This window comes from Pseudomonas sp. NPDC087342 (assembly GCF_044744265.1).
Classification (GTDB): domain Bacteria; phylum Pseudomonadota; class Gammaproteobacteria; order Pseudomonadales; family Pseudomonadaceae; genus Aquipseudomonas; species Aquipseudomonas nunensis.
The window spans coordinates 215525-241678 of sequence record NZ_JBIUXZ010000002.1; the positions used below are offsets into that span (position 1 = coordinate 215525).

24 protein-coding genes and 1 riboswitch are annotated in these 26154 nt (G+C 61.3%); of the genes, 17 read left to right on the forward strand and 7 right to left on the reverse strand.

What is annotated here, in order from left to right; genetic code table 11:
* Positions 1-257 precede the first annotated feature (257 nt).
* The gene (nadB, locus tag ACIOYV_RS08875) at positions 258-1874 is read left to right on the forward strand and encodes an L-aspartate oxidase (protein WP_163908931.1); all 1617 of its coding nucleotides are present in this window, start codon (positions 258-260) and stop codon (positions 1872-1874) included.
* Here nadB and ACIOYV_RS08880 read toward each other — a convergent pair.
* A complete protein-coding gene (locus tag ACIOYV_RS08880) occupies positions 1843-2295 on the reverse strand; it encodes a protein YgfX (protein ID WP_401322959.1) in 453 nt (150 codons plus the stop codon). The genes nadB and ACIOYV_RS08880 overlap by 32 nt on opposite strands.
* Positions 2279-2533: a succinate dehydrogenase assembly factor 2 gene (locus ACIOYV_RS08885; RefSeq protein ID WP_007944081.1), complete on the reverse strand. Its 255-nt coding sequence runs from the start codon at positions 2531-2533 to the stop codon at positions 2279-2281. Before ACIOYV_RS08885 ends, ACIOYV_RS08880 begins: the two co-directional genes overlap by 17 nt.
* Before the next feature lie 148 nt (positions 2534-2681).
* Here ACIOYV_RS08885 and ACIOYV_RS08890 point away from each other — a divergent pair, with 148 nt between their 5' ends.
* The gene (locus ACIOYV_RS08890; protein ID WP_401322962.1) at positions 2682-3623 is read left to right on the forward strand and encodes a YgfZ/GcvT domain-containing protein; all 942 of its coding nucleotides are present in this window, start codon (positions 2682-2684) and stop codon (positions 3621-3623) included.
* Positions 3624-3659: 36 nt separating this feature from the next.
* Positions 3660-4481, forward strand: a complete 822-nt coding sequence (locus tag ACIOYV_RS08895) for an HDOD domain-containing protein (protein ID WP_401322964.1) — start codon at positions 3660-3662, stop codon at positions 4479-4481.
* A gap of 89 nt (positions 4482-4570) precedes the next feature.
* Here the strand turns inward: ACIOYV_RS08895 and ACIOYV_RS08900 are convergent, their stop codons facing one another.
* A complete protein-coding gene (locus tag ACIOYV_RS08900; protein WP_054046729.1) occupies positions 4571-5959 on the reverse strand; it encodes a sensor histidine kinase in 1389 nt (462 codons plus the stop codon).
* Positions 5952-6623 (reverse strand): response regulator, encoded by a 672-nt coding sequence (locus ACIOYV_RS08905; protein ID WP_054046730.1) that lies wholly within the window; start codon positions 6621-6623, stop codon positions 5952-5954. The genes ACIOYV_RS08900 and ACIOYV_RS08905 overlap by 8 nt, the downstream gene beginning before the upstream one ends.
* A 390-nt stretch (positions 6624-7013) precedes the next feature.
* Here ACIOYV_RS08905 and ACIOYV_RS08910 point away from each other — a divergent pair, with 390 nt between their 5' ends.
* The 4 genes from ACIOYV_RS08910 to ACIOYV_RS08925 are packed head-to-tail and all read left to right on the forward strand — an operon-like array spanning position 7014 to position 11055.
* A complete protein-coding gene (locus tag ACIOYV_RS08910) occupies positions 7014-7991 on the forward strand; it encodes a tripartite tricarboxylate transporter substrate binding protein (RefSeq protein WP_163908927.1) in 978 nt (325 codons plus the stop codon).
* Between the two features lie 59 nt (positions 7992-8050).
* The gene (locus tag ACIOYV_RS08915; RefSeq protein WP_054615871.1) at positions 8051-8509 is read left to right on the forward strand and encodes a tripartite tricarboxylate transporter TctB family protein; all 459 of its coding nucleotides are present in this window, start codon (positions 8051-8053) and stop codon (positions 8507-8509) included.
* 1 nt (position 8510) lies between these two features.
* The gene (locus tag ACIOYV_RS08920; RefSeq protein WP_054046736.1) at positions 8511-10025 is read left to right on the forward strand and encodes a tripartite tricarboxylate transporter permease; all 1515 of its coding nucleotides are present in this window, start codon (positions 8511-8513) and stop codon (positions 10023-10025) included.
* Positions 10018-11055 carry an AbrB family transcriptional regulator gene (locus ACIOYV_RS08925; RefSeq protein WP_401322968.1) on the forward strand — a complete coding sequence of 346 codons (1038 nt, stop codon included), beginning with the start codon at positions 10018-10020 and terminating at the stop codon, positions 11053-11055. The genes ACIOYV_RS08920 and ACIOYV_RS08925 overlap by 8 nt, the downstream gene beginning before the upstream one ends.
* Before the next feature lie 87 nt (positions 11056-11142).
* Here ACIOYV_RS08925 and ung read toward each other — a convergent pair whose 3' ends face one another.
* The gene (ung, locus tag ACIOYV_RS08930; protein WP_163908925.1) at positions 11143-11835 is read right to left on the reverse strand and encodes a uracil-DNA glycosylase; all 693 of its coding nucleotides are present in this window, start codon (positions 11833-11835) and stop codon (positions 11143-11145) included.
* 132 nt (positions 11836-11967) lie between these two features.
* On the opposite strand from ung, the gene ACIOYV_RS08935 reads away from it, so the two are divergent.
* The gene (locus ACIOYV_RS08935; RefSeq protein ID WP_401322971.1) at positions 11968-13080 is read left to right on the forward strand and encodes an enoyl-CoA hydratase/isomerase family protein; all 1113 of its coding nucleotides are present in this window, start codon (positions 11968-11970) and stop codon (positions 13078-13080) included.
* Positions 13081-13143: 63 nt separating this feature from the next.
* Here ACIOYV_RS08935 and ACIOYV_RS08940 read toward each other — a convergent pair whose 3' ends face one another.
* Both ACIOYV_RS08940 and ACIOYV_RS08945 read right to left on the reverse strand, forming a co-directional pair.
* The gene (locus ACIOYV_RS08940; protein WP_401322974.1) at positions 13144-13533 is read right to left on the reverse strand and encodes a hypothetical protein; all 390 of its coding nucleotides are present in this window, start codon (positions 13531-13533) and stop codon (positions 13144-13146) included.
* Positions 13534-13733: 200 nt separating this feature from the next.
* Complete coding sequence (locus tag ACIOYV_RS08945; protein ID WP_290027559.1) at positions 13734-14000, reverse strand: hypothetical protein; 267 nt, start codon at positions 13998-14000, stop codon at positions 13734-13736.
* Between the two features lie 273 nt (positions 14001-14273).
* A riboswitch (guanidine-I (ykkC/yxkD leader) is annotated at positions 14274-14374 on the forward strand.
* A 63-nt stretch (positions 14375-14437) separates the two neighbouring features.
* On the opposite strand from ACIOYV_RS08945, the gene ACIOYV_RS08950 reads away from it, so the two are divergent.
* The 9 genes from ACIOYV_RS08950 (at position 14438) to ACIOYV_RS08990 (ending at position 26140) form a co-directional block, all read left to right on the forward strand.
* Positions 14438-15505 (forward strand): putative urea ABC transporter substrate-binding protein, encoded by a 1068-nt coding sequence (locus ACIOYV_RS08950; RefSeq protein WP_401322977.1) that lies wholly within the window; start codon positions 14438-14440, stop codon positions 15503-15505.
* 16 nt (positions 15506-15521) lie between these two features.
* Positions 15522-16337, forward strand: a complete 816-nt coding sequence (locus ACIOYV_RS08955) for an ABC transporter permease (protein WP_054046747.1) — start codon at positions 15522-15524, stop codon at positions 16335-16337.
* A complete protein-coding gene (locus ACIOYV_RS08960) occupies positions 16334-17122 on the forward strand; it encodes an ABC transporter ATP-binding protein (RefSeq protein ID WP_265043821.1) in 789 nt (262 codons plus the stop codon). Before ACIOYV_RS08955 ends, ACIOYV_RS08960 begins: the two co-directional genes overlap by 4 nt.
* A 13-nt stretch (positions 17123-17135) precedes the next feature.
* Complete coding sequence (locus ACIOYV_RS08965) at positions 17136-17861, forward strand: urea amidolyase associated protein UAAP1 (RefSeq protein ID WP_054046751.1); 726 nt, start codon at positions 17136-17138, stop codon at positions 17859-17861.
* An 11-nt stretch (positions 17862-17872) separates the two neighbouring features.
* Positions 17873-18514, forward strand: coding sequence for an urea amidolyase associated protein UAAP2 (locus ACIOYV_RS08970; protein WP_054046753.1), 642 nt, complete (start codon positions 17873-17875; stop codon positions 18512-18514).
* A 308-nt stretch (positions 18515-18822) separates the two neighbouring features.
* Positions 18823-22452 carry an urea carboxylase gene (gene uca, locus ACIOYV_RS08975; RefSeq protein WP_401322981.1) on the forward strand — a complete coding sequence of 1210 codons (3630 nt, stop codon included), beginning with the start codon at positions 18823-18825 and terminating at the stop codon, positions 22450-22452.
* A gap of 24 nt (positions 22453-22476) precedes the next feature.
* Positions 22477-24249: an allophanate hydrolase gene (gene atzF / locus ACIOYV_RS08980; RefSeq protein WP_401322983.1), complete on the forward strand. Its 1773-nt coding sequence runs from the start codon at positions 22477-22479 to the stop codon at positions 24247-24249.
* A 192-nt stretch (positions 24250-24441) separates the two neighbouring features.
* Positions 24442-25929 (forward strand): diguanylate cyclase domain-containing protein, encoded by a 1488-nt coding sequence (locus ACIOYV_RS08985; RefSeq protein ID WP_401322985.1) that lies wholly within the window; start codon positions 24442-24444, stop codon positions 25927-25929.
* Positions 25922-26140: a cysteine-rich CWC family protein gene (locus ACIOYV_RS08990; protein WP_401322987.1), complete on the forward strand. Its 219-nt coding sequence runs from the start codon at positions 25922-25924 to the stop codon at positions 26138-26140. Before ACIOYV_RS08985 ends, ACIOYV_RS08990 begins: the two co-directional genes overlap by 8 nt.
* Positions 26141-26154: the final 14 nt, after the last annotated feature.

Sequence of the window (26154 nt, forward strand, 5' to 3'; positions counted from 1 at the left end):
CAACCGACATTGTGCAACCGTGGAGCGAAAAAGACTGTTAAATCCACGATACAGTCGTCTTGTCGCCGAACCGGCGAAAAAAACATCCGACGAAGCGCGCGGTCTTTTCCGTCACAGTAGTTTCACAATGCCATGTAGGCCCGGCTATTGTGCCGATCCCCCCCTCTATATACTAGTGGGCTGTGTGGCTGCCTGACTCGCCGATCCAGGTGTCTTGCGCCAACCCCGACCCGGGTCGCTTTGAGCGGAATCCTGAAATGAGCCAACAGTTTCAACATGATGTCCTGGTGATTGGCAGCGGCGCTGCCGGCTTGAGCCTTGCGCTGACCCTACCCGGTCACCTGCGCATCGCCGTACTGAGCAAAGGCGACCTCGCCAATGGCTCGACGTTCTGGGCCCAGGGCGGTGTCGCCGCCGTGCTGGATGACACCGATACCGTTGAGTCCCACGTCGATGACACCCTCAATGCCGGCGGCGGGTTGTGCCATGAAGACGCCGTGCGCTTCACCGTCGAGCACAGCAAAGAAGCCATCCAGTGGTTGATCGACCAAGGCGTCCCGTTTACCCGCGATGAACAGTCCGGCACTGAAGACGGTGGTTTCGAATTCCACCTCACCCGCGAAGGTGGCCACAGCCATCGGCGCATCATCCACGCCGCCGATGCCACCGGCGCGGCGATCTTCAGAACCTTGCTCGATCAGGCCAAGAAGCGCCCGAATATCGAACTGCTGGAACAGCGGGTCGCAGTCGATCTGATCACCGAAAAGCGCCTGGGCCTGGAAGGCGATCGCTGCCTCGGCGCCTATGTGCTCAATCGCGCCAGCGGCGAAGTCGACACCTACGGCGCACGCTTTGTGATTCTCGCGTCCGGCGGTGCCGCCAAGGTCTACCTCTATACCAGCAACCCCGATGGCGCCTGCGGTGATGGCATCGCCATGGCCTGGCGTTCGGGTTGCCGGGTGGCGAACCTGGAGTTCAACCAGTTCCACCCCACTTGCCTGTATCACCCGCAGGCCAAGAGTTTCCTGATCACCGAAGCCCTGCGCGGCGAAGGTGCGCACTTGAAGCTGCCGAACGGCGAACGCTTCATGCAGCGCTTCGACCCACGGGCCGAACTGGCGCCACGGGACATCGTCGCCCGGGCCATCGACCACGAGATGAAGCGACTGGGTATCGACTGCGTCTACCTGGACATCAGCCACAAGCCCGAAGCGTTCATCAAGACCCATTTCCCGACGGTGTACGAACGCTGCCTCGAGTTTTCCATCGACATCACCAAGCAACCGATCCCGGTGGTGCCGGCGGCGCACTACACCTGCGGCGGCGTGATGGTCGACCAGCAGGGCCGCACCGATGTGCCGGGGCTGTACGCCATTGGCGAAACCAGCTTCACCGGCCTGCACGGCGCGAACCGCATGGCCAGCAACTCGCTGCTGGAATGCTTCGTCTATGCGCGCTCGGCAGCGGCGGACATTCTCCAGCAGTTGCCGCAGGTATCGATCCCCATCGCCCTGCCCGTCTGGGATGCGAGCCAGGTCACCGACTCTGACGAAGACGTGATCATTGCGCACAACTGGGATGAACTGCGGCGTTTCATGTGGGACTACGTCGGCATCGTGCGCACCAACAAGCGCCTGCAACGGGCCCAGCATCGGGTGCGCCTGCTGCTGGACGAAATCGATGAGTTCTACAGCAACTATAAAGTCAGCCGGGACTTGATCGAATTGCGCAACCTGGCCCAGGTGGCCGAGCTGATGATCCAGTCAGCGATGGAACGCAAGGAAAGTCGCGGCCTGCATTACACCCTCGACTACCCGAACCTGTTGCCAGAAGCCCTGGACACTATTCTAGTGCCGCCCACCTACGTCGACTGAACGTCAAACGGACCCGCAGGCGTCGGTGCAGATCCGCCGTCTGCGAATCCCGAGGCACGCAAATCGTGCTGACCCGCCGCTCGCCCCGCCGACGAAAGCGCAACACCACGACCAAAGGTAGCGCCAGGCTGTCCGGCCGTAACTGCACCGGTTGCCAACCCTGGGCCTGACTCCACAATTGCCAACCATCGGCATCGCGGCGCAGGCCGCGAATTGCCTGAGGATGTGTCAGCAGAATCTGGCGCGGCAATGCCCAAAAACCGTGGGCCACGCACAGCAACATGCCGAGCGCGTAAGCCCAGGCCGGTATGGAAAGAAGAAACAACGAGCCCAGCGTGAACAGCTGGGCCAAACCGTAAGCCGCCAGCAACTGCCGCGAGGCATGCCAGCGGCATTCGAACGTGTTACTTGGGCTGGACACGATCCAGGATCATGCGAACCATGCGCTGAAGCTCCGGATCTTCGGATTCGGCGCGCTCCATGAACCAGCCGAACATGTCCTGATCTTCGCATTCGAGCAGCTTGCGGTAGCAGTCGCGGTCGACATCATTGAGGTGCGGATAGACCTCTTTCACGAACGGCACCAGCAACACGTCAAGCTCAAGCATGCCGCGGCGGCTGTGCCAGTAGAGGCGATTCAGTTCAACATCTTCGACCATGGAGCGCTCCTCAAATAGGCGGCAAGTATACAGCCCAAAGCCGGAGCGAACAGTCGGCTTTGGTCGGGCCTCCTGTCCTTTTGTGAACTACCCATTTCATGGGCGCCCCCTTATGATGTCCTCCAGACTCTTTACCCTGCGATGACCCATGGCCGATTCTGCTTTTTTCTGCACCCTGTCACACGAAGGCGTTCTCGCGGTTCGCGGCGCGGATGCCGGCAAATTCCTGCAGGGCCAACTGACCTGCAACCTCAACTACCTGAGCGACACCCAGGCCAGCCTCGGCGCCCGCTGCACCCAGAAGGGCCGGATGCAGTCGAGTTTCCGCATTCTGCTGCAAGGCGACGGCGTGCTCCTGGCCATGGCCAGCGAACTGCTGGAGCCGCAACTGGCGGACCTGAAAAAGTACGCGGTGTTTTCCAAATCCAAACTGACCGATGAAAGCGCCGCCTGGGTTCGCTTCGGCCTCGAGCATGGCGATGCGGCACTGCGCAGCCTCGGCCTTGAGTTGCCGGCAGACACCGACAGCGTTGCACGCAATGACGACTTGATCGCCATTCGCGTCTCGCCTGAGCGCGCCGAACTGTGGGTCGCTGCCGACCAGGCCGACGTTATCAAGGCCAAGCTCTCCGCCGCTCTGGCAGAAGGCGAGCTGAATCAATGGCTGCTGGGCCAGATCCGCGCAGGCATCGGCCAGGTCATGCCGAGCACCCGTGAGCTGTTCATTCCGCAGATGCTCAACCTGCAAGCCGTTGGCGGCGTGAGTTTCAAGAAGGGCTGCTACACCGGCCAGGAAATCGTCGCGCGGATGCAATACCTGGGCAAACTCAAGCGTCGCTTGTATCGCCTGAAGCTGGACGGCAGTGAATTGCCGGAGCCCGGCACCCAGCTGTTTGCCCCGAGCCACAACAGTTCGATTGGCGAAGTGGTGATTGCCGCTCGCGGCGAGCAAAACATTGAACTCCTGGCCGTGCTGCAAGCCGAAGCAGCAGAGACAGGCGACATCCACTTGGCGGCGCTCGAAGGCCCTGCCTTGCACTTGCTCGACCTGCCCTACGCACTGGATCGCGATAAAGAAATCCAGCGCTGAGCGCAGTATTTTTATGCAAGACCCTAGAGAACAGAAATGAGTGAGCTGGCGGATAAGGTCCAACAGGATTTGGTTGAGGCCATCGATAACGATGACCTGGTTCTGCCAACATTGCCGGAAGTGGCCCTGCAGATTCGCAAGGCCGCTGAAGATCCGGAAATCAGCGTTAGCACCCTGAGTAAAGTGATCGGTCGCGATACCGCGTTGTCGGCGCGCCTGATCAAAGTGGTCAACAGCCCGTTGCTGCGGGCGACTCAGGAAGTCACCGACCTGCACACCGCCATCACCCGACTGGGGGTGAACTACAGCAGCAACCTGGCCATTGGTCTGGTGATGGAACAGATTTTCCACGCCCGCTCCGAGGTGGTGGAACAGAAAATGCGCGACGTGTGGCGCAAAAGCCTCGAAATCGCCGGGATCAGCTACTCGCTGTGCCGCAGCTACACCCAACTCAAACCTGATCAGGCGGCGCTGGGCGGGCTGGTGCATCAGATTGGTGTGTTGCCGATCCTGACCTACGCCGAAGATCACTACGAACTGCTCTCGGACCCGGTCAGCCTCAATCATGTGATCGACCGCATTCATCCGCTGCTTGGCGACAAACTGCTCAGCGTCTGGGAGTTTCCAGAAATGCTGGTGAAATTGCCGGGGCAGTACCTCGACTTCAAGCGTGATTCCGCACGGGTCGATTATGTTGACGTGGTGCAGGTCGCCTGCCTGTATTGCCACAAAGACACTGACCATCCGCTAGCCCGAATCGATGCGTTCAATGTGCCGGCGTTCAATAAGCTGGGGATTGATCCTGAGAACGAAGCAATGTGCAGGGACCTGGAAGAGTCGCGGTCGATGTTTTATTAAGAGCTTCGCGGGCAAGCCTCGCTCCTACAGGTTCTGTGCGATCCCTGTAGGAGCGAGGCTTGCCCGCGAAGAGGCCCGCAAAAACACCCTCACTCCCCCGCAATAAAACTCACCCGAACCTTCAACCCCGCCCGCTCCCCGTCATGCAAACTGATTTGCGCCAAATGCGCGCGGCAGATCTCGCCAACAATCGCCAAGCCTAACCCTGATCCCGCGACCTGCTGGTTGCGTCGATAAAAGCGCTCGAACACCCGATCGCGCTCTTCCAGGGGGATCCCCGGCCCATCGTCCTCGACCTCCAGCACCGCTGGCGCCGTCACGCGCAGGATCACATTGCCCCCCGGCGGCGTGTGCGCCAGAGCGTTGTCCACCAGATTGCTCAGCAACTCGTTCAACAACGTCGGCTCGCCGCGCAGCCACACCGGTTCCTCTGCCTCCAGCGCCAGCGCCACGCCTCGTGCGTGAGCCAACGGCGCCATGGCCATGCCCAATTCCCGGGCCAACTGGCTCAAGTCCAGCAACTGCGCGCCGCCCTCGGCAATCGCTCGCGCGCCGTTTTCGACCCGGGCCAGCGACAGCAACTGATTGGCCAAGTGCGTCAGGCGATCGGTGCCCTGAGCGGCAGTTTCCAAGGTGCTGCGCCAGGTTTGCGGCTCGCTGGAGCGCAAGCCCAATTCGAGCCGCGCCTTGAGCGCCGCCAGTGGCGTGCGTAATTCATGGGCCGCATCGGCAATGAACTGCGCCTGACGCTCGAACTGCCCGCGCAAACGCTCGGTAAAGTGATTGAGCGCCCGCACCAGCGGCCACAATTCATGCTGCACTTCCACCAGCGGCAAAGGACGCAAGTCGTCCGATTGCCGCTCCTCCACCGCCGTGCGCAGACGCTCCAGCGGACGCAGCGCCGCACTCACTGCGAACCAGACCAACAGCAGCGCGCCAATCGCCAACATGCCCAGTCGCAGCAACGTATCCGCCGCCAGACTGCGGGCCATGCTGACCCGCGCCTCATCGGTTTCCGCGACACGGATTTCCGCCATGCCATTCATGTTCGGTTCGCTCACCGGTTTGAGCAGGCTCACCACGCGCACGTTCTGCCCGCGATAAACGGCGTTGTAGAAACGCGCCAGCGCCGGATAGTCATCGGTGCGCGGCGTCCCTGGCGGCGGTGGCGGAAGATTTTCGTAACCGGAGATCAGGTTCTGGTGAATGTCGTTGACCAGATAAAAAATGCGCCCGGCGCTGTCGTAGGCAAAGGTGTCGAGCGCCACGTAAGGCACATCGGCGCTGAGAGTGCCGTCGCGCTGGGAAACCCCGGCGGCAATGGTCCGCGCCGAGGCCAGCAAGGTGCGGTCGTAAGCGGTGTCGGCGGCTTCGCGACCGTTCCAGTACGCGCTCAAACCGCTGGCCAACATCAACACCACCAGCAACGACGCCAGGTTCCACAGCAACCGCCAACGCAGGCTGCTGGGCTTATGCATCGCGGCTTTCCAGCAAATAACCAAGACCGCGGAAGGTCACGATCGCCACCGGTTGGCCGTCGAGTTTCTTACGCAAGCGGTGGACGTAGATTTCGATGGCGTCGGGGCTGGCTTCTTCGTCCAGGCCAAACACCTGGGAAGCCAGTTGCTCCTTGCTCATCACCCGACCGGGACGCGCAATCAGTGCTTCAAGCACCGCTTGCTCGCGAGAAGTCAGCGTCAGTAATTCTTCGCCGAGGGTGAAGCGCCGGGTGTCCAGGTCGTAGGCCAGCACGCCGCAACGTTGCTGACGCTCGCCACCCAACACACTGCGCCGCAGCAAGGCTTTGACCCGGGCTTCAAGTTCGGTCAGTTCAAACGGTTTGGCCAGGTAATCGTCGGCGCCCAGATTCAGGCCGTGGACCCGGTCCTTGACGTCGCTGCGGGCGGTCAGCATCAACACCGGCAGGTTCTTGCCCCGGGCCCGCAAGCGCGCCAGCACTTCGAAACCATCCATGCGCGGCAGGCCGACATCGAGGATCGCCATGGCGTATTCCTCGCTGCTCAAGGCCAAGTCGGCCGCCACGCCGTCGTGCAAGACATCCACGGTCAACCCGGTGCTCTTGAGCGCCTGGGCGACACTTTCGGCGAGCTGCAGATGGTCTTCGACGAGCAGGACACGCATGGATATTCACCTCATTCAGGGATGGTCGACGCCATTCTTTGGCGCGGAGTTTACATCCGCATCCGCCGCTGTGAAGCCCGAAAACCGTGAAAGCCAGCTGAAAGGTTAGCGAAAGGTTCGACCGTTAGAGTCGGCCACGGATGGTTTCGACTGCAGGCCATCGAATCGTGCTTTGAAATGTAGCTCCCGAAAAACGCCTTGATGCGTTTTCGCCAATAAGAACAATAACGAGGTACTGCACCATGCTGTCCATACAGCTCCAGGTTTGCCCGCTCCACCCCTTTTCCCGATCCCTATCGTTTACGCTTGCCCGCGCGCTGACCGGCTGCGCGACGCGAAACTGCCGCTTCTGAAACATCCCCAAAAACAATAACTCCCGTGGAGACACTTATGAATCGATCACTGCGCCGTTTCGCCCTTGCCGCCAGTTGCATGCTGTTCGCCGGACAACTCATGGCCGAGCCCAAGCGCCCGGAATGCATCGCCCCGGCCTCCCCCGGCGGCGGTTTCGACCTGACCTGCAAACTGGCGCAAAGCGCGCTGGTTAACGAAAAGCTGCTGACCAAACCGATGCGCGTGACCTACATGCCCGGCGGTGTCGGCGCAGTGGCGTACAACGCGGTAGTCGCCCAGCGCCCGGCCGATGCCGGCACGTTGGTGGCGTGGTCCAGCGGTTCGCTGTTGAACCTGGCCCAAGGCAAGTTCGGGCGTTTCGATGAGACCAACGTGCGCTGGTTGGCAGCGGTCGGTACCAGCTACGGCGCGATCGCGGTGAAAAGCGATTCGCCCTACAAGACCCTCGACGATCTCGTTCAAGCATTGAAGAAAGATCCGAGCAAAGTGGTGATCGGTTCCGGCGGCACCGTCGGCAGCCAGGACTGGATGCAAACCGCGCTGATCGCCAAGGCCGCCGGGATCAACCCGCGTGACCTGCGCTACGTCGCCCTCGAAGGCGGCGGTGAAATCGCCACCGCCCTGCTCGGCGGTCACATCCAGGTCGGCAGCACGGATATTTCCGACTCCATGCCGCACATCCAGAGCGGCGACATGCGCCTGTTGGCAGTGTTCTCCGAGAAACGCCTCGACGAACCGGAAATGAAGGACATCCCGACCGCGAAAGAGCAAGGCTACGACATCGTCTGGCCAGTGGTTCGCGGCTTCTACCTCGGGCCAAAAGTCAGCGACGAAGACTACGCCTGGTGGAAAGACGCCTTCGACAAACTGCTGGCTTCCGACGAGTTCGCCAAGCTGCGCGATCAGCGTGAACTGTTCCCGTTCGCCATGACCGGCCCGGAGCTGGACACCTACGTGAAGAAGCAAGTCGCGGATTACAAAGTGCTGGCCAAAGAGTTCGGCCTGATCCAGTGATCGTCTCTGTCTAGCGGCTGCGGCCTCGCTTGCGCGGGGTCGCGGCACAGGAGTTCCTCATGCTCTTACAACGCATTTTTGCTTCGGTGCTGCTGGCGATCTGTGTCGGCCTGGCGCTGATGGCATGGCCGTATCAAGCGGCTTTTTCCTACGAACCCGTGGGGCCTCGGGCCTTTCCGCTTTTGATGCTCGGGCTGATGGGCCTGGGGTTGCTGTACATGCTGTTTCGCCCGACGCCCATCGTGCACAGCGATGACGACCCGAAACTCGACCGCGAAACCCTGAACAAAATCGGCATCTGCATCGTCTTGCTGCTGATCTTCGCCGGGCTGTTCGAACCGTTGGGCTTCATTCTCAGCAGCATCCTGATCGGCATCCCGATGGCGCGCCTGTACGGCGGTCGCTGGGTGCCCAGCATCGTCGTCACCACGCTGATGAGCATTGGTCTCTACCTGCTGTTCGACAAGTTGATGGACGTGCCGCTGCCCCTGGGCCTGCTCGACGTTCTGGAGAACTGATATGGATACTTTTGGTTATTTGGGCCAGGGTTTCGGCGTCGCGCTGAGCCCATACAACCTGGTGACCGCGCTCTGCGGCACGCTGATCGGCACCGTCGTCGGCCTGCTGCCGGGCCTGGGCCCGATCAACGGCGTGGCGCTGTTGATCCCGATTGCCTTCGCCCTCGGTCTGCCGCCGGAATCGGCGCTGATCCTGCTGGCGGCGGTGTACCTGGGTTGCGAATACGGCGGGCGGATCAGCTCGATCCTGCTGAACATTCCGGGCGAAGCTTCCACTGTAATGACCACCCTCGACGGTTACCCGATGGCCCGCAAAGGCCTGGCCGGTGTGGCGTTGTCGCTGTCGGCGTGGAGTTCGTTCATCGGCGCGTTCATCGCCACTTGCGGCATGGTGCTGTTCGCCCCGTTGCTGGCGAAATGGGCGATTGCCTTCGGCCCCGCGGAATATTTCGTACTGATGGTGTTCGCGATTGTCTGCCTCGGCGGCATGGCCGGTGATCGTCCGCTGAAGACCTTTATCGCGGCGCTGATCGGCCTGTTTCTGTCGAGCGTCGGGATCGATGCCAACAGCGGCGTGTACCGCTTCACCGGGGACAACATCCATTTGACCGACGGTATTCAGTTCGTCGTGTTGGTGCTGGGCCTGTTCTCCATCAGCGAAATCCTCCTGCTGCTGGAAAAAACCCATCGCGGCCAGGAAGCGGTGAAAGCCACCGGGCGCATGATGTTCAACTTCAAGGAAGCGTCTTCGGTGTTCGTGGTGAACATCCGTTGCGGCCTGTTGGGCTTCATCATGGGCGTGTTGCCCGGTGCCGGCGCAACCCTCGCCAGCGCCGTGGCCTACATGACCGAGAAACGCATCGCCGGTGCCAAAGGCACGTTCGGTCAGGGCGACATGCGCGGCCTCGCGGCGCCGGAAACTGCGATCGGCGCGTCGGCCTGTGGCGCATTGGTGCCGATGCTGACCCTCGGCGTTCCGGGTTCGGGCACCACGGCGGTGATGATCGGCGCGCTGTCGCTGTACAACATCACGCCGGGCCCGCTGCTGTTCCAACAGCAACCCGACATTGTCTGGGGCCTGATCGCTTCGTTGTTCGTCGCCAACATCATGCTGGTGATCCTCAACATCCCGATGATCCGCATCTTCACCCGCATCCTCGCCGTGCCGAACTGGGCACTGGTGCCGGTGATCGCGATCATTACCGGGATCGGCGTCTATGCGGTGCACGCGACTACGTTCGACCTGTTCCTGATGGTCGGCATCGGTATCTTCGGCTACATCCTGCGCAAACTGGACTTCCCGTTGTCGCCGGTATTGCTCGGGTTCATCCTCGGCGGCTTGATGGAGCAGAACCTGCGGCGCGCCCTGTCGATTTCCAACGGGGCACTGGAAATCCTCTGGTCGAGCCCGATCACGTTTGGTGTCTGGGTGCTGACTGCGCTTATGCTGCTGATGCCGATCCTGCGGATCTGGCGTAAACGTTCGGTTGCGAGGCGCGCCATTGCCGATGTCTGATCGTCCCTTCAAAACCTGGTGGGGAACACCGCTGGTCGGCCTGCTCGGCGGTTACCTCGCCAGCCAGGTCGGCTGGCCGCTGCCGTGGATGGTCGGCTCGTTGTTGGCGATCATCCTGGTGCGCTGCCTGACGCCCTGGCAATTGGCGGAAATCCCTGGCGGGCGCAAATGCGGCCAATGGATCGTCGGCATCGGCATCGGCCTGCACTTCACCCCGGTGGTGATGGAGCAGGTATTGAGCCACTTCGGTTTGATCTTCTTCGGTGCGTTGGTTACCAGTCTGTCCAGTGTGGTCGGGGTCTGGTTGATGCGGCGCACCGGGGAGGACCGCGCCACCGCGTTCTTCTCGAGCATGCCGGGCGGTTCCGGCGAGATGGTCAACCTCGGCGCACGTAATGGCGCGGTGCTTAGCCGGGTCGCGGCGGGGCAAAGTTTGCGGGTGCTGGTGGTGGTGCTGTGTGTGCCGGCAGCGTTCAAGTATTTACTGGGGGACGGCACGCCGATCTCGCATGCCACGGCGGTTGATTGGCGTTGGCTGGCGATTCTATTCCCAGCGGGCGCCCTGCTCGCTTGGGGCTGGCAGCGGTTGCGCCAGCCCAATCCGTGGCTGTTCGGGCCGTTGCTGGTGAGCGCGGCGGTCAGTATCAATTGGGATTTGCACATCGGTTTGCCTAATGGCGGCAGCCAGATCGGTCAATGGCTGATTGGCAGCGGTTTGGGTTGTCACTTCAATCGGCAGTTCTTCCGGCGCGCACCGTCCTTTATGGGGCGGACATTGATTGGCACGGTGCTGACCATGTTGATCGCCACGGCGGCGGCGCTGGGGTTGAGTGCGCTGACGCATCTGGATTTGCGTTCGCTGACGTTGGGCATGATGCCCGGCGGGATTGCGGAGATGAGTTTGACGGCGGAGACCCTGCAATTGTCGGTGCCGCTGGTGACGGCGATGCAGGTAATGCGGCTGTTGTTTGTGTTGTTTCTGGCGGAGCCGTTGTTCAAGTATTGGAATCGGCAGCCGGAGTCAGTCTGATAGACCGAAGTGTCTTTTTCGCGGGCAAGCCTCGCTCCTACAGGAGCTCTACTGTCCTTGTAGGAGCGAGGCTTGCCCGCGAAGCTTTTAGACCGGCGGCAACCGCCACTCGATCGGCGCCTCGCCATTCTGTTCCAGAAACTTGTTGGTCCGACTGAAGTGCCCGCAACCGAGGAAGCCGCGATAGGCGGACAACGGCGACGGATGCACCGAGGTCAGCACCAGATGCTTGGTCGCATCGATCAGCTTCTGCTTGCTCTGGGCATGCGCGCCCCACAGCATGAACACCAGATGCGGCTGATGCGCGCTGACCACCTCGATGATCCGATCAGTAAAGAACTGCCAGCCCTTGTCCTTGTGCGCATTAGCATTCGCGCGCTCGACGGTCATGGTGGTGTTGATCATCAGCACGCCCTGATCAGCCCAGCTTTGCAGGTAGCCATGGCTCGGGATGTCGATGTTCAGGTCGCGTTTCAACTCTTTATAGATGTTCACCAGCGACGGCGGCGCCGGCACGCCCGGTTGCACCGAGAAGCACAAGCCATGCGCCTGGCCCGGGCCGTGATACGGGTCCTGGCCGAGAATCACGACTTTGACCTTGTCCAGCGGCGTCGAGTTGAGCGCGTTGAAAATCATTGGGCCTGGCGGATAGATTTCCTTGCCGGCCGCGCGCTCCTGTTGCAGGAATGAACGCAACTCTGCCATGTAGGGCTGGTCGAATTCGTCACGCAGCGCTTCCTTCCAGCTCGGTTCGAGTTTGATACGGTCGTCAGCAGTCATGGTCATACCCGGCAAAAACAATGGGGCGAACCCTAGGAAAGCTGGGCAGGCTTGTCAATTGATCTGACACAGAACCGGCACTTTCCTGCAATGCGATCATACTGAACGCTCAAATTCCCAATCGAGGTCACGATGAATCTGCACTTCGAAGAACTCACCGGCACCGACGGCGCCCGCATCGGCATCGCCAGCCTGGATGCCGAAAAGTCGTTGAATGCCCTCTCCTTGCCGATGATCAACGCCCTGCGCGACCAGATGGACGCCTGGGCCAAGGATCCGCAAATCGTCTGCGTTTTGCTGCGCGGCAACGGCGCCAAGGCCTTCTGCGCCGGTGGCGAAGTACGCAGCCTGGTCGAAGCCTGTCGCCAACATCCCGGAGAAGTGCCGCCCCTGGCCGCGCAGTTCTTCGCGGCGGAATACCGTTTGGACTTCAAGTTGCACACCTACCCCAAACCGCTGATCTGCTGGGGCCACGGTTACGTCCTCGGCGGCGGCATGGGCCTGCTGCAAGGCGCGAGCATCCGGATTGTCACGCCGAGCAGCCGTCTGGCGATGCCCGAGATCAGCATCGGTTTGTACCCGGACGTCGGCGCCAGTTGGTTCCTGTCGCGGCTGCCCGGCAAGCTCGGGTTGTTCCTCGGCCTGACTGGCGCGCATATGAATGCCCGGGATGCGATCGATCTGGATCTGGCGGACCGCTTTCTGCTCGAAGGACAACAGGAAGAACTGATCGAAGGCCTGCTGCAACTGAACTGGCAGGAACAGACCTCGATGCAGCTCAACAGTCTGCTCAAGGCCTTGCAGCAAGAAGCCGTCGCACAGATGCCCGAAGCGCAATGGCTGCCGCGCCGCCAACAGATCGACGAATTGCTGGATGTCAGCGACGTGCGTTGCGCCTGGAAAGCCATCAGCCATTTGCGCGACTCCACTGATCCGCTGCTCAGCCGGGCCGCGAAAACCATGACAGAGGGTTCGCCGGTGACCGCTCATCTGGTCTGGGAGCAAATCGCCCGGGCCCGGCATCTGTCATTGGCGGAGGTCTTTCAGATGGAATACACCCTGAGCCTTAACTGCTGCCGTCACCCGGAATTCAGCGAAGGCGTGCGGGCGCGGTTGATCGACAAGGATCAGAAGCCGCACTGGCACTGGCCGGACATTAATAATGTGCCGGACGCGGTAGTGGAGGCGCATTTTCATAAGGTGTGGGAAGGTCGGCATCCCTTGGCGGATTTATCGGATTACTAAAATCCGGGCACAAAAAAAGCGGCGCTTAATGCGCCGCTTTTTTGTTGCTGGCTGTTGGAAATATCAGCGGTGACCACCCCGGCCTCCGCGACCATCGCGACCATCGCCACGTCCACCCCGATGATCACGTCCATCGTGACCACGGGAGTTGTCCCAGTTGCCCCGATTGCGGCCATCCCAACCGCCTCGGTCATGTCCCTGCCAGCCACGGTTGTGGGACTGGTAGTAGCGCGGTTGCGCCTGGTAATAACGCGGAGCCGGCTGATAGTAACGCGGTGCTGGTTGGTAATAGCGTGGAGCCGAGTAGTAGCTGCCACCGCCCGAGTAGTAAGCCGGCGCGGGGGACGAGTAGACCTCAGAACTGTAGTAGCTGCCTCCATCTCCGTAGGAATAGGGAACGCATGCACCAAGGGAAAAACTCAACACGACCAGCAGAAGAATTCGGCGATACATGGCGGCCTCCTGGACCGCGAGTAGCCACACCAGCGACGCTGGCAGGCGACAGCTAATTGTTTGCGACTGTCGAAAGATCAGACATCGATTTCGGAATCTGGTGCGCTCTTGAAACACATTGATACAAGTCGCCGATGAAAGGTTTTTCATCTTCGCCATAAAAAAACGGCGCTTCCTTATCAGTGGGAGCGCCGTCGTGATCAGTGGCGACCGTAACGGCCACCACCGTGGTAATAACCCGGTCCGCGACCGCCGTAATAGCCGTGGCCACCGTAGTAATAGTAGCGATAGCGCCCGTAATACCGGGGGTAGGAATAACCGTAGTAATAAGGCGAGTAGTAATAACCGGGGTAGTAATACGGCGTTGCGTAAATATCGGCGGTGCCAGCGTAGTAGTAGCAACCCGACAGACCCAAGCCCAGCACCCCGCCCAGCAATAATCGACGAAGCCATTTTTGATAAACCATGGCGGCCTCCTGAAAGACCCGCGACAGCAGTCGGCACTGGCCGACTCACACCTGGTTTGACTGTGAAACCTTGATCAAGTGCGCGATGGCAAAAACCTTCGGATCAGCGGCCCATTGCGGTGCGCCGGCGCACCATGACAAGGCAATCACGCGCCCTCTTCCATCGGCCAATCGGCGTCATCCCCCGGCCCAGACGCCTCGTAGCGACTTGGCACGGCTCTCGCTTTAGTAAAGGCGTGCAGGAGTCATCACAGGTTCGCGGCACCACAATTTGCAATGGCTGACTAGGGTTCCGGCTCGCTTAGGCGAGTGGCTGGTCCGAGAGTTGGCGACCTCCAGTTGAGGTTACACGGCGGGACAAAAGCCCGGGAGACAAGCCACCGTTCGCGGTGCCGCGTTGACTCCTGCCCGCCCTTGATCAACTGGAGAACCATCCCATGACCCGACTTCGTTTACCCGCCCTGCTCGCCGCCGCATTCGCCGCCCTCGTCAGCGTTTCGTCCCACGCCGCCCAGAAAGATCACTTCAGCGTGTGCTGGACCATCTACGCCGGCTGGATGCCCTGGGAATATGCTGGTAGCCAAGGCATCGTCGACAAATGGGCGAAGAAGTACGGCATCAAGATCGATGTGGTGCAGCTCAACGACTACGTCGAATCCATCAACCAATACACCGCCGGCCAGTTCGACGGCTGCACCATGACCAACATGGATGCGCTGACCATTCCGGCGGCCGGTGGCGTCGACAGCACCGCGCTGATCGTCAGCGATTTCTCCAATGGCAACGACGGCATCGTGCTTAAAGGCGAAGGCAAGAAAGTCGCCGACCTCAAGGGCATGGACGTCAATCTCGTCGAACTCTCGGTTTCCCACTACCTGCTGGCACGCGCGCTCGATTCGGTCGATCTCACCGAGAAAGACCTGAAAGTCGTCAACACCTCCGACGCCGACATCTCGGCCGCTTTCAACACCGATCAGGTCAACGCCGTTACCACCTGGAACCCGATGCTCTCGGACATCAAGGCCAAGCCCGGCGTGACTGAAGTCTTCAACTCCAGCCAGGTGCCCGGCGAAATCATGGACATGATGGTGGTCAACAGCGCCACCCTCAAAGACAACCCGGCCCTCGGCAAAGCGCTGACCGGTGCCTGGTTCGAAGTGGTCGAGTTGATGAACGCCAAGAACGCCGCGAGCAAAGCCGCCCTCGAACACATGGCCAAAGCCTCCGGCACCGACCTGGCCGGGTTCCAGTCGCAACTCGACACCACCAAGCTATTTGCTACTGCGCAGGAGGCGCTGGCGTTTTCCACCAGCAAGCAATTGCCGGAAACCATGCGCAAGGTCGCCGAGTTTTCCTTCCAGCACGGTTTGCTCGGTGAAGGCGCCAAGGACACCAGCGCCGTCGGCATGGCGTTCGCCAATGGCGTGACAAGCGGCGACAAAGGCAACCTCAAGCTGCGCTTCGATCCGAGTTACGTGCAGATGGCCGCCGACGCCAAGCTGTAAACAGGAGGACCTGGCCATGCGCCTGATCAATCGCCACCCGGATCGCCCGAGTCGCTTGCTGTTGGTGATCCTGCCGTTCGCCCTGGTGCTGCTCGCCTACTTCCTGGGCTCGGCCGAGCGGCTGACGGAAAACCCTAACGACAAGTTGCTGCCCAGCGCCGTGCAAATGACCGACGCGGTAAAACGCCTGGCGTTCGTCGCCGACAGCCGCACCGGTGACTACCTGCTCTGGCAAGACAGCGCCTCCAGCCTGCGTCGGCTGGCCATCGGTCTCGGCATCAGCGCGCTGGCCGGGCTGTGCCTGGGCATGGCGGCCGGCACCTTGCCGCTGTTTGGCGCGCCGTTGTCACCGCTGCTGACGGTGTTGTCGATGGTGCCGCCGCTGGCGATCCTGCCGATTCTGTTCATCGTCTTCGGTTTGGGCGAGTTGTCGAAAGTGATGCTGATCGTGATCGGCATCACCCCGGCGCTGGCCCGTGACCTGGAACAGCGCGCCCGGGAAATTCCCGTCGAGTTGCTGATCAAGGCCCAGACCCTCGGCGCCTCGACCTGGACCTTGATGCTGCGGGTGGTGCTGCCGCAATTGCTGCCACGGCTGTTGATCTCGTTGCGGCTGATGCTCGGTTCGGCGTGGCTGTTCCTGATCGCCGCCGAAGCCATCGCGTCCACCGACGGCCTCGGCTACCGGATTTTCCTGGTGCGTCGTTACCTGGCGATGGATGTGATCCTGCCCTACGTGGTGTGGATCACCCTGCTCGCCTGGCTGATGGATTGGGGGCTCAAGCGCCTGACTCAACGTGCGTTTCCTTGGTACGAAGGAGCCCGCGCATGAGCTTCATCACGGTGAAAAATGTCTGGCAGCAGTACGCCGATCAAGTGGTGCTCGAAGGCTTGAATCTGAACGTCAATGAAGGTGAGTTTTGTACCTTGGTCGGCGCTTCCGGTTGCGGCAAATCGACCTTCCTGCGTTTGCTACTGGGTCAGGAAAAAGCCAGTCGCGGCGAGATCCTGCTCGACGGCCAGGCCCTGGCCGGCGAACCGGACTCAAGCCGTGGCGTGGTGTTCCAGCGCTACTCGGTGTTCCCGCATTTAACCGTGCTGGACAACGTCGCCCTCGGCCTCGAATTGCCGCGTTCGCCACTGCTCGGACGCCTGTTCGGCAGCGCGAAAAAAGACGCCCGCGAACAAGCCTCGGTGCTGCTGCACAAAGTCGGCCTCGGCCACTCGCTGGACAAGTACCCGGCGCAGCTCTCTGGCGGCATGCAACAACGATTGGCCATCGCTCAGGCGCTGATCATGAAGCCGCGCGTGTTGCTGCTCGACGAACCGTTCGGCGCCCTCGATCCGGGCATCCGCAAAGACATGCACGTCCTGCTGCTGGAGCTGTGGCGCGAGACGCAACTGACGGTGTTCATGGTCACCCATGACCTGTCCGAAGGTTTCAGCCTCGGCACACGCTTGCTGGTGTTCGACAAGGTCCGCGTCGACCCGCACGCCCCCGGCGCCTATGGCGCACGCATCACCTACGACATCCCGTTGAACAGCGACCGCCGCGCCACTCGCGCCGCCGTCGATGCCTTGCCGGCTGAGCTGGCAGGCACGCTTCGCACCGCTTAAGAGGACTTTGCACATGACTGATTCGACCCAACTGTTCCCGCCCTTCGCCGAAGAAATGCTCCCCGGCGGCGGCCATCGCTCCTTCGTATTGAAACGCGGCCAACTGCTGCGCCTGACCGACCTGCGCGGCGGCGCCAACGTCAGCCTGACGCTGCTCAACGCCAACGAAAAAACCGAACGCCTGAACCTGCCCGACAGCCTCAAATGCCAACACACCGCCAAGCTCACCGCCGGCCATTGTTTGTACTCGGACATGGGCCGCGTATTGGCCGCGATCACCGCCGACACCTGCGGCTGGAGCGATAGCCTCGGCGGTGTGCTGTGCGCTGAAGAAGTCGCGGAAAAATACGGCGCCGGCCGCTATCAGGAACTGCGCAACGGCTTCTTCCGCAACGGCACCGACAACCTGTTGGTGGAGCTCGGCAAGTGGGGTCTGGGACTTTCGGATTTGCTGATGACCCTCAATTTGTTCAGCCGCGTGAATGTCGATGAGGCCGGGCGCTTTCACTTCGTCGAGGGCAACTCCAAGGCGGGCGACTACATCGAGTTGTACGCGCCAATGGACACGCTGGTGGTGCTCACCGCGCTGCAACATCCGATGGACCCGTCGCCGGAGTACGCACCGAAACCGCTGAAGCTGAGCTGGATGAACGCCGACGCCAGCGTCGCCGAACACTGCCGCACATCACGCCCGGAAAACGAGCGCGGCTTTATCAACACCGACCGTTTGTTCGCCTGAGGATCGCTGCCATGTCACTTGCCATCGCTACTGCCACCCAGCAGCCAGAAACCGCGATCTACCGCGCCACCATCCCCGCCGGCGAACCCTGGCTGATGGAGGTCAAGGCCGGCCAGACCCTGCGCATCCTCGACCTGGAAGGCAACCAAGCCGTCGATACCTTGTTCTACAGCGTCGCCAACCCGAAGGAACGCTACGACGTGCAACGCACGTTGCGTCGGCAGAACAGCGTCTACCTGAGCACCGGCAGCGTGCTGTATTCCAACCTCGGCAAACCGATGCTGACCATCGTCGCTGACACTTGCGGGCGCCACGACACCCTCGGCGGTGCCTGCGCGCAAGAGAGCAACACCGTGCGTTATGCGCTGGAAAAACGCTACATGCACAGCTGCCGCGACAACTACTTGCGGGCCTGTGTGCATGACGGGCGATTGGGAAAAGGAGACATCGGGCCGAACATCAATTTCTTCATGAATGTGCCGGTTACGGCTGATGGTGGACTGACCTTTGAAGACGGGATTTCGGCACCAGGGAAATACGTGGATCTGCGGGCGGAGATGGACGTGATTGTGCTGATTTCCAACTGCCCGCAGCTGAACAACCCGTGCAATGCCTACAACCCTACGCCTGCGGAGTTGCTGGTATGGAACTGAAATTAGTGCAGTTGCGGCGGTGGTTGTTTGCCCTGTGCCAGGCGCGTTCGGGGCAGTGCCTCAAAAAGTAAGAACACCACAAATACCAATGTGGGAGCGAGCCTGCTCGCGAAAGCGGTGCATCAGACAACATCAATGGTGGATGTGCTGACGCTTTCGCGAGCAGGCTCGCTCCCACAGGGGTTCGATGGTGTTTTTAAGAGAAGTGATTTTGCCGTCGGGGACGACCCCGGCGCCTTTCGAAAAACTGCGGGACGGCCCGCATCCCAGGTCGAGGCTGATGCGTTATCGCCTCCGGGGGTTTTGCCATGTTCGAAAAAGTCCTGATTGCCAACCGTGGCGCGATTGCCTGCCGCATCTTGCGCACCTTGGGTGAATTGCAGGTCAAGGGTGTCGCCGTCTATTCCGAAGCCGATGCCGCGAGCCTGCACATTTTGCAGGCTGATGAAGCCCACAGCCTCGGTGAAGGTGCCGCCGTCGGCACCTATCTGGCGGTGGATAAAATCCTCGCCATCGCCCAAGCCTCCGGCGCCACGGCGATCCATCCCGGCTACGGTTTTCTCTCGGAAAACGCTGCATTTGCCGAAGCCTGTGAAGCGGCCAACATTGCCTTTATCGGCCCGACGCCAGAGCAACTGCGGGTGTTCGGCCTCAAGCACACCGCCCGCGCCCTGGCCAAGCAACACGGCGTGCCGATGCTCGAAGGCACCGAGCTGCTCGACAGCCTCGACGCGGCGCTGATTGCCGGTGAACAAGTCGGCTACCCGGTGATGCTGAAAAGCACCGCGGGTGGTGGCGGTATCGGCATGCGCGTGTGCCGCAGCGCCGCCGAGTTGAGCGAATCCTTTGAAGCGGTCAAACGCCTGGGCCAGAACAATTTCAGCGACGCCGGGGTGTTCATCGAGAAGTACATCCAGCGCGCGCGGCATCTGGAAGTGCAGGTGTTCGGCGACGGTCGCGGCGAGGTGATTGCCCTCGGCGTGCGCGACTGCTCGGTGCAGCGGCGCAACCAGAAAGTCCTCGAAGAAACCCCGGCGCCGAACCTGCCCGAGGGCATGGCGGAGGAGCTGTGCCTGGCAGCGATCAAACTCGCCAAAGCGGTGAATTACCGTAGCGCGGGCACGGTGGAGTTTGTCTTCGACAGCGCAGACCAGCGCTTCTATTTCCTGGAAGTGAACACGCGATTGCAGGTTGAGCACGGCGTCACGGAACAGGTGTGGGGCGTGGATCTGGTGCGCTGGATGGTCGAACTGGCAGCCGGTGATTTGCCGCCGCTGCATGAATTGAGCAGAGGTTTGAAAGCGCAGGGTCATGCGATTCAGGCGCGGTTGTATGCGGAAGATCCGGGCCGGGATTTCCAGCCGAGTCCGGGCCTGCTGACGGCGGTGAACTTCCCCACTGCCGATGGCAAAAAACTGCGCATCGATACGTGGGTCGAAGCCGGTTGCGAGATCCCGCCGTACTTCGATCCGATGATTGCCAAGGTCATCAGCTGGGCGCCGACCCGCGATGAAGCGGCTGCCGATCTGCATCAAGCCTTGGGCGACAGCCTGCTCTACGGGGTGGAAACCAACCGCGATTATCTGCGGCAGATTTTGCTCGATGCGCCCTTCGCCAGCGGTCAGCCATGGACGCGTTGCCTGGAAGGTCTGGTGTATCAGGCGAACACCTTTGAAGTGCTCAGCGCAGGTACGCAAACCAGCGTTCAGGATTATCCGGGGCGCCTCGGTTACTGGGCGGTCGGCGTGCCGCCGTCGGGGCCGATGGACAGTCGGGCGTTGCGTTTGGGGAACCGTTTGCTGGGTAATGACGAAGGTTTGGCCGCGCTGGAAGTCACCATGAGCGGGCCGTTGTTGCGCTTTAATTGCGAGGCGGTTGTGGCGGTGACCGGTGCGGTGATTCCGCTGACGTTGAATGGCGAAGCTGTGCCGATGAACACCGCATTGCTGATTCCCGCAGGTTCTACGCTAAGCCTCGGCACCATAGCAGGCGCTGGCGCCCGCAGTTATCTGTGCCTGCGCGGCGGGCTGCAAGTGCCGGATTATCTGGGCAGCAAAAGCACCTTCACCCTTGGCCAGTTTGGCGGGCATGGCGGGCGAGCGCTGCGGGCCGGGGATGTGTTGCACGTGCCGGGCTTGAGTGATCGCAGCGTCGGGGCGCAATTGGCTGAACTCGCCGAGTTGCCTGCTGTGCGGCAGATTCGGGTGATCTATGGCCCGCATGGCGCGCCGGAATACTTCACCGAAAACTACATCGGCACTTTCTTTGCGACGCAGTGGGAAGTGCATTTCAACTCCAGCCGTACCGGCGTGCGATTGATCGGGCCGAAGCCGGAATGGGTGCGGGCCGATGGTGGTGAAGCGGGGCTGCATCCGTCGAATATTCATGACAATCCGTATGCGATTGGGGCGGTGGATTTCACTGGGGATATGCCGGTGATCTTGGGGCCGGATGGTCCGAGCCTGGGTGGGTTTGTGTGCCCGGTGACGGTGATCGAGGCGGATCTTTGGCAGTTGGGACAGCTTAAGGCTGGGGATAAAATTAAGTTCCTTCCGGTTGATTTGACGACTGCCCGCAACCTCGCCCTGAAATGGGATAACCCCTGTGGGAGCGAGCCTGCTCGCGAAGGGGACAGATCAGACACCGCATCAACTTCTTCGCGAGCAGGCTCGCTCCCACAGGGGGTTGAGTCGCCTGTGGCTTTGGATATTGGGCAGGACGATACGCGGTTGGTCGCGAGGCTGTCGGGGGACACGCATCTACTGCTTGAGATCGGTGCCCCCGAGCTCGATCTGGTCCTGCGCTTCCGTGCCCACGCCTTGATGCAGGCCCTGGAAAGCAAACACCTGCACGGCGTGATCGACCTCACGCCCGGTATCCGCTCCCTGCAAGTCCACTACCAACCCGAACAACTGCCACTCGCCGATTTGCTCGGCATCATCGCCGGTGAATGGGACGCCGTGTGCGCCGCCAAGGACTTGCAAGTGCCGTCGCGCATCGTGCATCTGCCGCTGTCCTGGGACGATCCGGCGTGTCAGTTGGCGATCGAAAAATACATGACCACCGTGCGCAAGGACGCACCGTGGTGCCCGAGCAATCTGGAGTTCATCCGCCGCATCAACGACCTGCCGAACCTCGACGAAGTGCAGCGCACGGTGTTCGACGCCAGCTATCTGGTGATGGGTTTGGGCGACGTTTACCTCGGCGCACCGGTCGCCACCCCGCTCGACCCGCGCCATCGTCTGGTGACCACCAAATACAACCCGGCGCGCACCTGGACCGCCGAGAATTCGGTGGGCATCGGTGGCGCGTACATGTGCGTGTACGGCATGGAAGGCCCCGGCGGTTATCAGTTCGTTGGCCGCACGTTGCAGATGTGGAATCGCTACCGCGAAGTCGCGGCGTTCGACAGTAAACCGTGGCTGCTAAGGTTCTTTGATCAGATTCGCTTCTACCCGGTGAGCGCCGATGAGTTGCTGCGCATTCGACGTGATTTTCCTCTCGGGCGCTTCGAGCTGAACATCGAGCACAGCCAGTTGAACCTGGCGGACTACCAAGGGTTTCTGGCCAAAGAAGCCGAGAGCATTGCCGCGTTTCGGGATCAGCAGAAAGGCGCGTTCAACGCCGAGCGCGAACGCTGGATCGCCAGCGGCCAAGCGCATTTCGACAGTGAGGAACTGGTCCCCGAAACCACCGAAGACGCGCCGCTGGCCAGCGGTCAACAGAGCGTCGATAGCCACATCGCCGGCAATCTTTGGCAGGTGCAGGTTGAGACCGGCGCGCGGGTCGAGGCCGGGGATGTGTTGGTGATTCTGGAGTCGATGAAGATGGAAATCCCATTGCTCGCGCCGATGGCCGGAGTGGTGCGGGAGATTCGTGTGCAACCGGGTTCGGCGGTGCGCGCCGGGCAGCGGGTCGTGGTGCTGGACCTCGACTGAACTCATTTTGAAAAGGATCGAATCATGAATTTCAATCTGCAACTCGACGCCCTGCGCAGCGCTTATCGCGACGGCCAGACCACGCCTCGGCAACTGCTGCTTAGCCTGCGCGACAAAGCCGCGGCGCTGAACCCGGATTATCACCTGTTCATCCATTTGCTCAGCGTCGAAGAACTGGAACCGTACCTCGCCGCGCTCGACGGGCGTGATCTCGACAGCCTGCCGCTGTACGGCGTGCCGTTTGCGATCAAGGACAACATCGACCTCGCAGGCATTCCTACCACTGCCGCGTGTCCCGCGTTTGCTTATGTGCCGGAGCGTTCGGCGACCATCGTCGAGCAGTTGCTGGCGCTGGGGGCGATTCCGCTGGGCAAGACCAATCTCGACCAGTTCGCTACCGGCCTGAACGGCAGTCGCTCGCCGTATGGCGCGTGCCCGAACAGCGTGTTGCCGGAGTATCCATCGGGTGGTTCCAGTGCCGGGTCATCTTTGGCGGTGGCCCTCGGCGTGGCGAGCTTTTCTCTTGGGACCGATACGGCGGGCTCCGGTCGGGTGCCGGCGGCGCTGAATAATCTGGTGGGTTTGAAAGCCACCAAAGGGCTGATTTCCACCGGCGGCGTGGTGCCGGCCTGTCGCACGCTGGATTGCGTCACGACCTTCACCGCCACTGCTCGCGAAGCCAGTCAGTTGCTGGCGCTGACGGCGCGTCTTGATCCACGGGACGCCTACAGCCGCAGCAATCCGTTGTGGAACGACGGGTCGGCATTCGGTGCGCCTCGGCCCTTCCGTTTCGGCGTGCCCCGCGCCCAGGATCTGGAGTTTTTCGGCTGCCCGGAAGGCCCGCTGCTGTTCGGTGATGCCATCGACCAGCTCAAAGCCATGGGCGGTGAAGCGGTGGAGCTGGATCTGTCGCCGTTCCTCGAAGCCGCGCAGTTGCTTTATGAAGGCCCATGGGTGGCCGAGCGCTACAGCGTGGCCGGCGAGTTGATGGAGCAAAACCCGCAAGCGGTGCTGCCGGTGATTCGTGCGGTATTGGCCAAGGCCCCGGCGGTGACCGGCGTGCAGACCTTCCGCGCGCAGTATCGACTGCAAACCTTGAAGGCCCTTTGCGACCAGGCCCTGGAAGGTCTGGATTGCGTGCTCACGCCGACCATCGGCCGCCCTGTCACGCTGGCGGAATTGGCAGCGGAACCGGTGTTGCGCAATTCGGAACTGGGTTACTACACCAACTTCATGAACCTGCTCGACTACGCCGCCGTCGCCGTGCCCAGCGGGTTCATGGGCAACGGCTTGCCGTGGGGCGTGACGTTGTTTGGCCGGGCGTTTACCGATCAATATTTGTTGAGCGTGGCGGATGGATTGCAGCGTCAGCAAGGTTCGCCTGCGCCGACGGCAGTTGCCCGCAATGACCGTGCACGGCTGGTGGTGTGCGGTGCGCATCTGGAGGGGTTGGCGTTGAACTGGCAACTCAAGCAGCGTGGAGCGCGGTTGGTCGAATCGACGTTGAGTTCGCCGGACTATCAGTTGTACGCGTTGGCCGGCGGCCCACCGTTTCGTCCGGGGATGGTGCGGGTGAAAGACGGTGGCGTGGCGATTGCGGTGGAGGTCTGGGAATTGCCGAGTAGTGAATTGGGCTCGTTCCTGACCGGGATCCCGGCACCGCTGGGGCTGGGCAAGGTGCAACTGGCGGATGGACGGTGGGAGAGCGGGTTTATTTGTGAGGCGTATGGGCTTGAGGGCGCGGTGGATATCAGTCATCTCGGCGGGTGGCGGGCTTATCTGACAGATCGGCGTTGATCTTTCGATTCGCGGGCAAGCCTCGCTCCTACAGGATTACGCGCCCCCTGTAGGAGCGAGGCTTGCCCGCGAAGGCGCCAGTACAGGCACTACCGCCTCTGATCCTTGCCGATTCACCCCACAAATCCCGCAGTTATTTCCCCGCCATCCCACTAGAATGCATGCCATCGGGTCATCGCCAACGGAACCACCATGCCGCTTCGCTCGCCGCTGTATTCCCAACGTTCGTTGGTCCTCACGCTGATTGCGTTATTGGGCGCCGGTTTCCTCGCCACCTCGTTTCTCAGCTACTACGCCTCGCGAGCGTCGATCCGCGACAACATCGTCAACACCGAACTGCCGCTGACTTCCGACACGGTTTATTCGGAAATCCAGAAAGACCTTGTCAGACCAATCCTGATTTCCTCGATGATGTCCCGCGACACCTTTATGCGCGATTGGGTGGTCAACGGCGAGCACGACCCCGACCAGATGACCCGCTACCTCAATGAGGTCATGACCCACTACGGCGCCTACACCGCGTTTTTCATCTCCAACAGCAGCCTGACCTACTACCACGCCAAAGGCGTGCTCAAACAGGTCAGGATCGATGAGCCGCGGGACGCCTGGTATTTCCGCGTCCGCGACATGAAAGAACCCTACGAGATCAACGTCGACCCGGACCTGGCCAACAAGGACAACCTGACGTTCTTCATCAACTACAAGGTCTACGACTACGAGGGACGCTTCATCGGCGCGGCCGGCGTCGGCCTGACGGTGGATGCGGTGATCAAGCTGATCGACAAGTATCAACAGCGCTATCAACGCAGCGTGTACTTCGTCGATACCTTTGGCCGACTGGTGCTTACCGGCGCCGAGGGCGGTCCCGAAGGCGCGCGGGCCGGCCGGAGCCTGGGCGATCTCGACAGCATGAAAGGCCTGGTCAGCCAGTTGCCCAAACCCCACAGCGGCAGCTACGAATATTCTGTCCATGGCCAGGGACATTTCCTCAACGTGCGGTTTATTCCGGAGCTGAACTGGTACTTGTTTGTCGATAAACGCGAAGACGGCGCCCTCAGTGAAATCCGCCAGTCGCTGTACCTCAACTTGCTGATCTGCCTGCTCGTCACCTCGATTGTGCTGGTGCTGCTGAACCGGGTAATCAAACGCTATCAGGGCAAGATCCAGGCCCAAGCCATCCTCGATAGCCTGACCGAACTGCCCAACCGCCGCGGCTTCGATTTGTTGGCGGCGCAAGCCATGCACGAAGCCCAGCGCGAACCGAAACCACTGACGGCCCTGCTGCTGGACCTTGATCATTTCAAAGTGTTGAACGACACCCACGGCCACCTCGCCGGTGATCAGGTACTGATCGGTTTCGCGCGGGACCTGGAAAGCTGCCTGCGGCATTCCGACATCGTCTGCCGTTGGGGCGGCGAGGAATTTATCGTGCTGCTCAAGGACACCGACGGTGAGACCGGTCAGAAAATCGCCGAGAAAATTCGCCAACATGTGGAAAAACAGCGTTATGCCTACAACGGCAAGGAACTGCAGCTGACAGTCAGCATCGGTCTGACCACCCTGCAACCGGATGAGACCTTGCATACGTTGCTGTCCCGGGCCGATCATGCGATGTACCGGGCCAAACAAGCCGGCCGCAACCGCACCTGCGTGGAAATGCCTCACTCTGTTTATGAATAAGCCACAACTATGCCCGGCCTGCGGCGCCCCCAACGACTGCAGCCTGGCCGACCCACGAACCGCCGACCGCGCTTGCTGGTGCTACGGCGTCAGCATCGACCCGGCGGTCCTTGAAGCACTGCCGGCGGAACTGCGCGACCTCTCCTGCCTGTGCCCGCGTTGCGCCCAGGTCGAGGCGCAGCTGCAAGCAGCCGCCCGGTCGATCACGTAAGATGCGCGCCCCTT

Coding starts and splice junctions, on each gene's coding strand:
- ACIOYV_RS08925 (WP_401322968.1), top strand. CDS start 10,018: ATGTCTGATCGTCCCTTCAAAACCTGGTGGGGAACACCGCTGGTCGGC.
- ACIOYV_RS08900 (WP_054046729.1), bottom strand. CDS start 5,959: ATGCATAAGCCCAGCAGCCTGCGTTGGCGGTTGCTGTGGAACCTGGCG.
- ACIOYV_RS08990 (WP_401322987.1), top strand. CDS start 25,922: ATGAATAAGCCACAACTATGCCCGGCCTGCGGCGCCCCCAACGACTGC.
- ACIOYV_RS08940 (WP_401322974.1), bottom strand. CDS start 13,533: ATGTATCGCCGAATTCTTCTGCTGGTCGTGTTGAGTTTTTCCCTTGGT.
- ACIOYV_RS08920 (WP_054046736.1), top strand. CDS start 8,511: ATGGATACTTTTGGTTATTTGGGCCAGGGTTTCGGCGTCGCGCTGAGC.
- ACIOYV_RS08950 (WP_401322977.1), top strand. CDS start 14,438: ATGACCCGACTTCGTTTACCCGCCCTGCTCGCCGCCGCATTCGCCGCC.
- ACIOYV_RS08935 (WP_401322971.1), top strand. CDS start 11,968: ATGAATCTGCACTTCGAAGAACTCACCGGCACCGACGGCGCCCGCATC.
- nadB (WP_163908931.1), top strand. CDS start 258: ATGAGCCAACAGTTTCAACATGATGTCCTGGTGATTGGCAGCGGCGCT.
- atzF (WP_401322983.1), top strand. CDS start 22,477: ATGAATTTCAATCTGCAACTCGACGCCCTGCGCAGCGCTTATCGCGAC.
- ACIOYV_RS08910 (WP_163908927.1), top strand. CDS start 7,014: ATGAATCGATCACTGCGCCGTTTCGCCCTTGCCGCCAGTTGCATGCTG.
- ung (WP_163908925.1), bottom strand. CDS start 11,835: ATGACTGCTGACGACCGTATCAAACTCGAACCGAGCTGGAAGGAAGCG.
- ACIOYV_RS08965 (WP_054046751.1), top strand. CDS start 17,136: ATGACTGATTCGACCCAACTGTTCCCGCCCTTCGCCGAAGAAATGCTC.
- ACIOYV_RS08960 (WP_265043821.1), top strand. CDS start 16,334: ATGAGCTTCATCACGGTGAAAAATGTCTGGCAGCAGTACGCCGATCAA.
- ACIOYV_RS08890 (WP_401322962.1), top strand. CDS start 2,682: ATGGCCGATTCTGCTTTTTTCTGCACCCTGTCACACGAAGGCGTTCTC.
- ACIOYV_RS08945 (WP_290027559.1), bottom strand. CDS start 14,000: ATGGTTTATCAAAAATGGCTTCGTCGATTATTGCTGGGCGGGGTGCTG.
- ACIOYV_RS08915 (WP_054615871.1), top strand. CDS start 8,051: ATGCTCTTACAACGCATTTTTGCTTCGGTGCTGCTGGCGATCTGTGTC.
- ACIOYV_RS08905 (WP_054046730.1), bottom strand. CDS start 6,623: ATGCGTGTCCTGCTCGTCGAAGACCATCTGCAGCTCGCCGAAAGTGTC.
- ACIOYV_RS08885 (WP_007944081.1), bottom strand. CDS start 2,533: ATGGTCGAAGATGTTGAACTGAATCGCCTCTACTGGCACAGCCGCCGC.
- ACIOYV_RS08970 (WP_054046753.1), top strand. CDS start 17,873: ATGTCACTTGCCATCGCTACTGCCACCCAGCAGCCAGAAACCGCGATC.
- ACIOYV_RS08985 (WP_401322985.1), top strand. CDS start 24,442: ATGCCGCTTCGCTCGCCGCTGTATTCCCAACGTTCGTTGGTCCTCACG.
- uca (WP_401322981.1), top strand. CDS start 18,823: ATGTTCGAAAAAGTCCTGATTGCCAACCGTGGCGCGATTGCCTGCCGC.
- ACIOYV_RS08955 (WP_054046747.1), top strand. CDS start 15,522: ATGCGCCTGATCAATCGCCACCCGGATCGCCCGAGTCGCTTGCTGTTG.
- ACIOYV_RS08895 (WP_401322964.1), top strand. CDS start 3,660: ATGAGTGAGCTGGCGGATAAGGTCCAACAGGATTTGGTTGAGGCCATC.